General features: G+C 56.7%; 11 protein-coding genes. 4 read left to right on the plus strand and 7 right to left on the minus strand.

Annotation, left to right across the window (positions count from 1 at the left end; genetic code table 11):
• Positions 1-122 precede the first annotated feature (122 nt).
• Together WBM93_RS14240 and WBM93_RS14245 are read left to right on the plus strand one after the other, a co-directional pair.
• On the plus strand, positions 123-482 hold the full coding sequence (locus WBM93_RS14240) for a hypothetical protein (RefSeq protein WP_424432527.1): 360 nt from the start codon (positions 123-125) through the stop codon (positions 480-482).
• A gap of 424 nt (positions 483-906) precedes the next feature.
• Positions 907-1,602, plus strand: a complete 696-nt coding sequence (locus WBM93_RS14245) for an extensin family protein (protein ID WP_424432528.1) — start codon at positions 907-909, stop codon at positions 1,600-1,602.
• Between the two features lie 373 nt (positions 1,603-1,975).
• Here WBM93_RS14245 and WBM93_RS14250 read toward each other — a convergent pair whose 3' ends face one another.
• Together WBM93_RS14250 and gloB are read right to left on the minus strand one after the other, a co-directional pair.
• Positions 1,976-2,386 (minus strand): hypothetical protein, encoded by a 411-nt coding sequence (locus WBM93_RS14250; protein WP_424432529.1) that lies wholly within the window; start codon positions 2,384-2,386, stop codon positions 1,976-1,978.
• Between the two features lie 83 nt (positions 2,387-2,469).
• Complete coding sequence (gene gloB, locus WBM93_RS14255) at positions 2,470-3,192, minus strand: hydroxyacylglutathione hydrolase (RefSeq protein WP_424432536.1); 723 nt, start codon at positions 3,190-3,192, stop codon at positions 2,470-2,472.
• 110 nt (positions 3,193-3,302) lie between these two features.
• Between gloB and WBM93_RS14260 the strand changes: the two genes are divergently transcribed.
• On the plus strand, positions 3,303-5,027 hold the full coding sequence (locus WBM93_RS14260; protein WP_424432530.1) for a sensor domain-containing diguanylate cyclase: 1,725 nt from the start codon (positions 3,303-3,305) through the stop codon (positions 5,025-5,027).
• 14 nt (positions 5,028-5,041) lie between these two features.
• Here the strand turns inward: WBM93_RS14260 and WBM93_RS14265 are convergent, their stop codons facing one another.
• Positions 5,042-5,461: a VOC family protein gene (locus tag WBM93_RS14265; protein WP_424432537.1), complete on the minus strand. Its 420-nt coding sequence runs from the start codon at positions 5,459-5,461 to the stop codon at positions 5,042-5,044.
• Positions 5,462-5,593: 132 nt separating this feature from the next.
• Between WBM93_RS14265 and WBM93_RS14270 the strand changes: the two genes are divergently transcribed.
• Positions 5,594-6,313 carry an SIMPL domain-containing protein gene (locus tag WBM93_RS14270; protein WP_424432531.1) on the plus strand — a complete coding sequence of 240 codons (720 nt, stop codon included), beginning with the start codon at positions 5,594-5,596 and terminating at the stop codon, positions 6,311-6,313.
• 16 nt (positions 6,314-6,329) lie between these two features.
• Here the strand turns inward: WBM93_RS14270 and WBM93_RS14275 are convergent, their stop codons facing one another.
• From WBM93_RS14275 to WBM93_RS14290, 4 genes are all read right to left on the minus strand, one after another.
• Positions 6,330-7,160 (minus strand): tetratricopeptide repeat protein, encoded by an 831-nt coding sequence (locus WBM93_RS14275; protein WP_424432532.1) that lies wholly within the window; start codon positions 7,158-7,160, stop codon positions 6,330-6,332.
• A gap of 43 nt (positions 7,161-7,203) precedes the next feature.
• Positions 7,204-7,950, minus strand: a complete 747-nt coding sequence (locus tag WBM93_RS14280; RefSeq protein WP_424432533.1) for an alpha/beta hydrolase — start codon at positions 7,948-7,950, stop codon at positions 7,204-7,206.
• Between the two features lie 162 nt (positions 7,951-8,112).
• Positions 8,113-8,460 (minus strand): hypothetical protein, encoded by a 348-nt coding sequence (locus tag WBM93_RS14285; RefSeq protein ID WP_424432534.1) that lies wholly within the window; start codon positions 8,458-8,460, stop codon positions 8,113-8,115.
• A 71-nt stretch (positions 8,461-8,531) separates the two neighbouring features.
• Positions 8,532-9,395: alpha/beta fold hydrolase (locus WBM93_RS14290; protein ID WP_424432535.1), on the minus strand; the 864-nt coding region annotated here is incomplete at its 5' end.

Raw genomic sequence — 9,395 nt, forward strand, 5'->3', positions numbered from 1 at the left:
ATCGATAACGAGGAACTGACGCCGAGCATGAAAATCCGGCGGCATGTGATAAGGGGGCGGTATCAGGACCGGCTGGATGCGTTGTATAAGAAGTGAGGGTGGTATGTAGCTGAGGCGGGGCAATGAGATCAAAAGGCATATACATCGCTTATGCGATATTCTTCATGATCTGCCTTGTCATATTTGTAGCGGTGAATCAGGGGTTCGCTGGGCAATCGCGCCAACACAGTGACGCTATCTTGGTCGCTTTGATAACAGTCTTTTCTGCGTTTCTTGTGTATTATGATTTCCGTATGAGGTTGCCTGCATCGCAGATCATCACTCCAGTTATCGTCTTCGTGCTGCTAAACATTTTCATGATCGGCATCATCTATTTTACCAATTTTTCTCTCTCTGGAGCATTCATTATACCATTTTGCATGGTGGAGGGGGCCTTGATCTATTGGTGGCTTGAGAAGCGAGCATCGGTTCTCAATGATTAATCAAACGGTACAGTTTACCAAACGCACTTATCCCCCTCTCCCTCAAGGGAGAGGGTTGTGCAGACTTGGCAGCTTGCTGCATAGTCGGAGCTGGGTGAGGGTTTACAATCTCAAAGCTTATCCGTTAGTCCTGAGCTTGTCGAAGGGCGCCTGTCGACGAGAGGCGTGGTTCGACAGGCTCACCACTAACGGATATAATCATCGCAGCACCCTCATCTGACTGTACCCGTCGCCTCCCCCTTCGCGCCTTCGTGGCTTCGTGAGAGTCCAATGCACGCTCCCTCACGCCGAATAGTGCAGCAGCGGAACTTATCCTTCTCGCGACGGTTAGAATGGGACACCCCAACCGGAGAGCCACTCTGAACCTCGCCCCTCCCCTCAACCATCCCCGCCGTCAACCCGCGCCGCCTGAAAGGAACCCCTGATGCGGCTGGTCCTTTTTGTCATCGCCCTCGCGCTGGCTCTCCGCGCCTATGAATGGGTAACCCATGACTACCGCATGCCGTGGACGCCGCTTTCACTGGCCGCGCCGATCGGCCCGTTCACCACCCGGAAAATCGACGCCCTCGCCGACGACACCCCGCTGTGCCACGGCCTGCTCGAGGCGGCATCAATAGGCTATTCCCCCCTGCCCCCGGTCAGCGCCAGCCCCGACTGCGGCTATGACAACGGCGTCACCCTCACCCGGGATCAGCCACAATCGATCGCCTACAACCCCGCCGCCAAGACCAGCTGTCCGATGGCGGTCAGCCTGGTGCTGTGGGAAAAGCAGATCGTAAACGCCGCGGCGGTCCGGCATCTCGGCACCACGGTCGAGCAGGTCGTGACCTTTGGCAGCTACAGCTGCCGGCGGATCGGCAATGGGAAAACCGGCAATTACAGCGAACATGCGCAGGCCAATGCGATCGATATCGCCGCCTTTCGCCTCGCCGACGGGCGCACCGTCTCGGTGGCCGGACACTGGAACGCGAATGACGAGCGATCCCGGTTTCTCAAAGAGGTGCGCGACGGCGCCTGCGAGCTGTTTGCGACCACCCTGTCACCGGATTACAACAAGGCGCACAGCGACCATCTGCATTTTGACCAGGCGCGGCGTGGCGGCTCGCGATATTGCCGCTAGCATCAGACCCTGATTCATTTGGCTAGGGTAAAGCGCTTTCCTACACCCACCCCGATCGCTTATTATCGCCACTGCTCGCGCAACAGGCGCGGGACAGGCTCTTTGACAATTTTTATAGATGGTGGGGAAAACGAAAGGTCACACTCGGCGGCAGTCCGGACACCCGCGAAGGCAGGATAGCTGCGGCTTCCGGGCAAAGGTCACAGAAAATAAAACCGGTCCCCATCGTCTAGTTTGCGGCGCAATGCGGCGACGGCCGGACTCGCACGAAAACACGAAGGTCGGAAATATGTGCGCAATCGCTCTGCGACTTTGCGGCTTCGCGTGAGTCCTGTGCAATTACCGCCGAACGGACTGCCTCCTTGCCGAAACCTCAGTCAGCGTCCTTCGTGTAAGCGACAAATTCGCCGAAGGAGCAGCTATCCATGGTCATCCCGGTACCGCTGTCGACCAGACTGACAACCGCGCCCTTGCACAGCGAGGATGTCGGCCGGCGGTAGGACAGGATGTTGCGGTCCGCGTTGCGACAGCCGCCATAAGGCTTGTTGACATAGATGGTCCTCGCGTTGCGGCTCGATCCGAAAATCAGGATATCGTCGCTGATCACGGTCATCTCGCGCTGGTCATTGGAAGCGATGCACGACCGGGTTTTGCCCTCGGTCCGTCCTTCCAGACGCATATCGAGCTTTGCCTGCTGTTTTTCGGTGAGCGCATTCGTCGACCCGCTCGTTGCGGGTGCCGCAAGCAGCATTGCCGCCGGGATTGCAAAAAGTAAGTTTCTCATTGCCAGTCTCCTTGTCTTTAGCCCCCATCAATCAATCTTATAGCATGAATCGGAGCAAACCGGGGAAGAAACAGATAGCGCGCCTAGAAATTGTCCTTCGCGGTCCGCCGCGCGGCCAGTTCCTCGACCGAGGCGGCGCGCATGAACGGGTTGGTGGCGCGCTCGAGCTTGATCGTCGTCGGCACGGTCGCCTCGCCCCGCAAACGCAGGGTGAGCACGTCGGCCATCCGCTCCCTGAGCGCGAGATTGTCGGGTTCGGCGACCAGCGCATATTCGCCGTTGCTCTGGGTATATTCGTGGGCGCAATAGATTTTGGTGCTGTCGGGCAGCGCCTCGAGCTTGCGCATATTGTCGTACATCTGCGCGGCCGTACCCTCGAACAGGCGCCCGCAACCCATCGCGAACAGGGTGTCGCCGACGAAGGCGACATTCTCCGAGGGCATGTGGAACGCGATATGGCCGGCGGTATGGGCCGGCACGTCGATGACTTCGGCCTCGACTTCGCCGAGCCGCGCGGTGTCGCCTTCCTTGACCATCGTGTCGAGGGTCGGGATGCGGTCCCGCTCCGCTTCCGGGCCGGTGATGTGACAGCCGGTGGCTTGCTTGATCGCGGCATTGCCGCCGGTGTGATCGGGATGCCAGTGGGTGTTCCAGATCTGGGTGATGGCCCAGCCACGCTTCTCGGCCTCGGCGAGCACCGGCTCTGCTACCGCAGGGTCGACGACCATGGTCTCCTGCGAGGCGGGTTCGTGGACCAGCCAGATGTAATTGTCTGACAATACCGGAATGCGGATGATTTCAATCATGGCGGTTAAATTACTCTGCAAATCTAATGCTGTCGATGGTTAACCTCAAAATAACAGTTCTGCCTTATTCGACAGGATACTGCAGTAGTGATTTCTGAAAGGGGCGTCCTTTGCGCTTGGTTTTCGCGTTTCTGGTCTTTTTGTGCCTCGGCTCGCCGGCTCTTGCCGACGTCCCGATGTCGGACCGGTTGTGCACGCAAAGCAGCGCGAAAAACGTAACCGCATCGACATTGTTGACGGCCGGTAGAGCCTTTGACTGTTCCGGGAACAAATATGCCGTCGAAGGGCCCAGAGTTTGGGTAAAAATGCCCTTCCCGACAGAGTCGGTTCCCTTCGGTACGATGGAGGTCCAGGGCGATAGCAATGGCCTCACCACAATGCAGGTTCATGCCGTTCTCGATGATGGCACCATCCTGTCGACAAATTTCTCTGAGCAAGAGGTGATCGACAGCTGGCGGCCGAAGGGCCAATATGGCCTCGCTATCCCGGGTACCGAAAATCCTGACACACGAAGCCGTATACGGAATATCTATCTCGCCATCGATGAACCGAAACTGGTCAGCTCGCTATTGCTTCTCAAGCTGGCATCCCAGAAAAAATCGGACGAACTAAAGCTTCCGCTCGCGATCATGTTTGCGGTGCTCTGCGGCATGATCGTCATGCCGCTCATATATAATCTGTTCTTCTACGGGGCGCTGCGATACAGTTTCATGCTGTGGCACAGCGTGATGATCTGTGCGACCGTCACCTATACGTTCAGTTCTTCGGGCCTGATCTTCATCGTATTTCCCGAAACCGGCCTGATCAGCAAAATGCTCTTGAATTACTGGAGCCTCGCAATCGGGATTGCCGCCAGCGGCGTTTTTCTGGTCCGCTTTGTCGAACAGGGAAAAATCGCACCATGGCTGCAGGGTGCCATATTCGTGGCGGCGCTGATCCCGCTAGCGGTCGTGGCGATCGTTCTGCCGGTTGACCAGGGCTACAGCATCACCGCGCGCGCCTACTATAACGCATCATTCATACCCGTATTTTTGATCGTGCTATATACTATGGTCCACGCGCTAAGGCGGGGCAGCAAAGCCATCTGGTTTCAGATTGCAGGCTGGACGCCAATCGTTATTTTCGGCCTCGACCGGGTGGCGCGCGGCATGGAACTGTATGTCGGTTGGCCGGTGCTCGACTATGGCCTCTATTTCGTCCTGGTAAGCGAAACGATCATTCTCGCGCTTGGCGTTGCATACCGTATTCTCCGCTTGCGGCAGCAGCATGAAGACACATTGCGCAAGCAGGTGGAACTGACACTGCTCGCCGATACGGACGGATTGACCCTGATGAACAATCGCAGGTCTTTTGAAAGAGAGTTCCAGCGCAACCAGCACGATTATCGCTTCGGTCACCTTGCTATTTTTGACATCGATTTCTTCAAGCGGGTCAATGACCGCTACGGCCATGAAATCGGTGACGAAGTATTGCGGGTGGTTGGCAAGGAGCTCGCCGCGACGCATCATTTCGCGGCCCGCATTGGCGGCGAAGAATTCACCTTGCTGATGCGCAACGACAGCCGGGAAAACCGGAAAAAATATCCGGCGAATGTATTGACCGAAATTTGCGAAACGCTGATCAAGGCTGTGCACGACCGGGTTCCGGAGATCCAGGAACCGGTAACATTTTCCGTCGGCGTCGCTGCGATAGCGAGGCGCGCTGCCCTGCGCAGCGTGATGGCAACCGCCGACCGGCGGCTCTATGATGCCAAGAATAATGGCCGCAACCAGGTTGTATGGATCGATGTCTCCGAGGCGAAACCGTCAAAACCGAGCGGAACGGCTTCGATCTAGCGACCGTCAGTCGCTTACCATTCGCCGATATTTTCCATGCTCGCCCAGGGTTCCCGAACCGGCAACCGCTCTCCCCGCTGCAGCAATTCGACCGAAATATTGTCCGGCGTGCGAACAAAAGCCATATGGCCGTCGCGCGGCGGACGGTTGATGGTCACGCCCGCATCGATCAGCTTTTGACACAGGGCATAAATATCGTCGACGGCATATGCGAGATGCCCGAAATTGCGGCCTCCGCCATATTGCTCGGGCTTGCTGCCATCTTCCGGCGGCCAGTTATAGGTCAGCTCGACTTCGGCAATATCCTTTTGCCCCGGACCAGCCAGAAAGATCAGCGTGAAGCGCCCATTTTCGCTCTCGTACCGGCGAATTTCCTCAAGACCCAGTAGTCCGAAAAAGGCAACACTGGCATCCGGATCGCTGACCCTGAGCATCGTATGCAGATATTTTATGGTCAAGGCAGCTCTCCATTCATCGCTATTCAGAAACGGTTCATCGCAGTTACGGCAATCACGAACCGGGTCGGTTGAACAGCCTAAGCGGCTTTTGAACAGAGGGAAAGAGTGATGAGCGAGAAATTTATCGAGAGCAAAAACAAGGTTTGGCTGGCAAGCGCGGGCCTGTTGGCGATCGGCCTGATCATCGGCGGCTACTTGCTCGGCGACGGCCTGCTCCGCGCCAAAATGGCGGATCGCAGCGTCACCGTGCGGGGCCTTGCCGAGCGCGAGGTGACCGCGGACCTTGCTACCTGGACCATCGCTTACAGCGCCCAGTCCAGCGACCTGCAAAGCGCCCAGATCGATATCGACCGCGACACAGATGCAATCACCGCCTTTTTCAAGGAACTCGGTTTCAAGGCGGATGCACTCAAGCCGACCGGGGCCAACGTCAATCAATACAGCTCCAACGGCGTTCCCCAATATACCATCCGTCAGCGGCTCAGCCTGCGCACCGATGACATTGACAAAGCCCAGGCCGCTGTCGCCCGGCAGTTCGATCTGGTCCGCCGCGGGGTCGTGCTAGAAGACGGTTCGGGGATGAGCTACACATTCACCAAGCTGGACGAAATAAAACCTGAGATGGTCGCTGCTGCCACCAAGGACGCCCGCAAATCGGCTGAACAATTTGCAGAAGACAGCGGCACCGATGTCGGCGGGATCAAGTCCGCCACCCAGGGCTATTTCAGCATCGACAGCCGCGACGGGGATGGCGGCGGCTATGGCGTAACCGACACGCCGTATAAGAAAGTACGGGTGGTCACGACGGTGAATTTCTATCTGGATTGACCGCCGGAAACCAAGCTCATTGCTCGACGCTGGTCTCCAGTTGCACAAGATAACGGGTCGCGGCCTTGGCGGAACTACTGTCCGGATCAAATTTGATTGCCTGCTCCCAATTGCTCTTGGCGTTGACCATGTCGCCTGCTTCATAAGCGATATTCCCGGCCTCTAGAGCGATTGCCGGATCGGTGATAACCAGCTTTGCCGCCGCCGCGATATCCGATTTGGCCCGTTCAAGATCGCCCATCCGGCGGGCCAATGTGGCCGACAGCAACCAGCCGAGCGGGTCTTGCGGAACAAGTTCGTGTACCAGGGCAAATTGTTTCATTGCCTCGTCATATTGATCCAGTGCGACAAATACGCGCGCCATATCAAGGTGGACTTCGCCTTTCAGCAATCCATCAAGCGAATCTTGCTCCAGCGCGGCGTTAAAATATTTCAGGGCGTTCTGGTTATTGCCACCGGCGAGCGCCGCATTACCGGCCTGTGACCAGAAATTCGCCGTGCGCTCATCTCCCGCAGCCTGCGCTGCCTCTGCCGCTTGAACAAATTCCGGAATCGCCTTTGTCCAGTCCTCCAGTTCCGCATAAGCGAAACCTAGGCAGTTTCGCGCCAGATATCCGCCGCCTTCCAGTTGCCATTTATTGGCTGCAAGCAAGCCGTTGGCCGGATCGTCAGCCGCCTGGTCAACACATTGATCAAATCGGATATCACTCGGATTTTTCGGTTGCGGCGATGGAGAACTGGCCGGCACTTCGGGTCTAACCTCCGACGGGCGCAGCACGGGGTCGATCGGCGAACCATAAGGCGTAGCCGATTGCATCAATAATGGCAGGAGTAGCGACGATATCATGGGCGGAATGTCCCTTGTTGGCTTCAGTAAAGCGGGCCAGCGCTCACCCCAGACGCGAGAGGGTATCAATCAGCAAGGCAATATCCTGATCCCGGGAGAGACGGTGATCGCCGTCCTTTAACAAATGGACCTGCACATCATCTGAACGGATCTTCTTCGCGGTCTCGAGACTATATTCCCACGGAACATCAGCATCCTTTTGACCGTGAAGCAGACGCACGGCCCCGTCGAAGGCGATTTCCTTGTGCAGCAGCCGACTGGTATCGCCCGACTGCCAGAAGGTCCGCGTCGTGACATAGGGGTCGTCAGAATATTCGCTTTCTTCCTCCAGCTTGCCGTCGCGCAGGATGGTCATTTTCTGTTCCTGGGTGAAACCCCAGTCAGTGAAGTCCGGCGCGGCGGCGATACCGACCAGATTTTTGACCCGCATCGGACGCGACAAGGCAACCAGCAGCATCAGCCAGCCACCCATCGAGGAACCGATCAGGGTGATGGAACCCGAAGTAACCTTGTCAATCAGAAACAGCACATCATCGCGCCAGTCGATCAGGCTTTGATCTTCGAAATTCCCGCCACTTGCGCCGCATCCGGCATAGTCGAGCCGCAGCATCGCCCGGCCCTGCTTCTTGGCCCATGCATCGACGGCCAGCGCCTTGCTGCCCTCCATATCCGACATATAGCCGGGCAGAAACACCAGCGCTGTGCCTTTCACGTCCGCCTTGGGCGCGGTATAGCAATAGGCAAGCGAAGCACCGCCGGGACGGTCGAGATAAAGAATGTCGTCTTCCATAGATTGTTCCGTTTGCGCGTCCCCGCAAAGGCGGGAATCCATCTCCTGCCCTATAGTCGATAAATGCTGGATGAGAAGGTCCGGTGTCTAGCCGCTTGTGTAAAAACCAACCAGTCGGCTTTGGCTTTGTGTCACGAGATGTATCCAACCTTCGCCAGCAAACTAGAAGACCGAAAAATAGACAATTGCCAGACAGACGATCGCGACGATCATCAAGCCAATATTGGATTTCATCGGCTGTTTGGGCTGCGGCAACAGAGTAGTCAATTCGGCGGGAATCTCGCCTTGGAAACCCAGCTTCCATTTCGGACGCGCTTTGATACCGTCCTCGAGGCCGAAGACATGGGACCGGCCTTCCTTGCCGCGGTACACCAGATCGCCGAAAAAATAAGCTTCACTACGCCATTGTTGTTCAAAGAGCGCGAAGGATTTTCCGATCACCTCTATCCGCACCATCCGTTTCAGGGCGCTATCATGGCCAATGTGCCAGGCTGTGATTTCAGGGTTCATAGCGTCATATTAGGCTAGGTTTACATATTAGGCGATGTTTTTCCGTTGGGCGGCTATCAAAAACAAGCCGGCTATCGCGAGAGAAACAGTTCGACCGCTTCGGCAAATTTCTTCGGCTGGTCTAGCATGATAAAATGCCGGCTATCGTCGATGCGTCGTAATTCTGCGGTGGCAGAATTGGCGAAGGCGCCTCGGTACAATCCGTCCGCTATCCCCGCGGACATGACCGACGCGTCAAACGGGTATAATATCGTCAACGGTACTGTAATATTTTCCGCTTCGGGGCGTGCGTCTGTCGTCATCACGTCGTAGAAAAAAGCGGCAGCGACCTTCGGGTCAGCCGATCGGCTCCATGTCCTGACCCGATCACGACCCGCCGCAGTGGCCGACATGCGTTGCAATGTAAGCTCATCCGCCTCCGCAGTATCCTTTCCCGCCAACACGTCCCGCATAGCGGCGGCTTGCGGCTTGATCATGTCAACGGTCGTATCGGGGCCAAATAGCAATCCGAAGAACGGCAAGCTGTCGACCACCATCACCCGGTCGACCTGATGGCCCATGTTGGCAGCAATTTTCATGGCGACCAGCCCGCCCATCGAATGCCCGATTATTGCAGGATTTTGACCCTCGCTGATCCGGATGACATAATCGTCGATATAGTCGGCGAGATGGAAAGCATATGTATCCAGAAGGCTGCGCCCCTCCAGTGTTAGCGTTTCATTTGGCGCTTTATCGCCAAATCCACGTGTCTGGATGGTGTGGACCTTGAACCGGCACTTCAATTGCTCGCGCGTTTTGTCCCACACCGCGCGCGGCGTGGATAGTCCGGGAATCAGCAGCACATCCGGCCCTTCGCCTTCGATATAAACGGTAAAATAATCGGCACCGACCATCTGCGAGCCATCAGCAAAATCGCGAATTTCGCCTTCGCCAAG

Origin of the sequence: Parasphingorhabdus sp. (assembly GCF_049667325.1) — a bacterium.
In the GTDB taxonomy this organism is placed as follows: Bacteria; Pseudomonadota; Alphaproteobacteria; order Sphingomonadales; family Sphingomonadaceae; genus Parasphingorhabdus.

Coding starts and splice junctions, on each gene's coding strand:
- WBM93_RS14240 (WP_424432527.1), top strand. CDS start 123: ATGAGATCAAAAGGCATATACATCGCTTATGCGATATTCTTCATGATC.
- gloB (WP_424432536.1), bottom strand. CDS start 3,192: ATGATTGAAATCATCCGCATTCCGGTATTGTCAGACAATTACATCTGG.
- WBM93_RS14245 (WP_424432528.1), top strand. CDS start 907: ATGCGGCTGGTCCTTTTTGTCATCGCCCTCGCGCTGGCTCTCCGCGCC.
- WBM93_RS14270 (WP_424432531.1), top strand. CDS start 5,594: ATGAGCGAGAAATTTATCGAGAGCAAAAACAAGGTTTGGCTGGCAAGC.
- WBM93_RS14280 (WP_424432533.1), bottom strand. CDS start 7,950: ATGGAAGACGACATTCTTTATCTCGACCGTCCCGGCGGTGCTTCGCTT.
- WBM93_RS14275 (WP_424432532.1), bottom strand. CDS start 7,160: ATGATATCGTCGCTACTCCTGCCATTATTGATGCAATCGGCTACGCCT.
- WBM93_RS14250 (WP_424432529.1), bottom strand. CDS start 2,386: ATGAGAAACTTACTTTTTGCAATCCCGGCGGCAATGCTGCTTGCGGCA.
- WBM93_RS14265 (WP_424432537.1), bottom strand. CDS start 5,461: ATGCTCAGGGTCAGCGATCCGGATGCCAGTGTTGCCTTTTTCGGACTA.
- WBM93_RS14285 (WP_424432534.1), bottom strand. CDS start 8,460: ATGAACCCTGAAATCACAGCCTGGCACATTGGCCATGATAGCGCCCTG.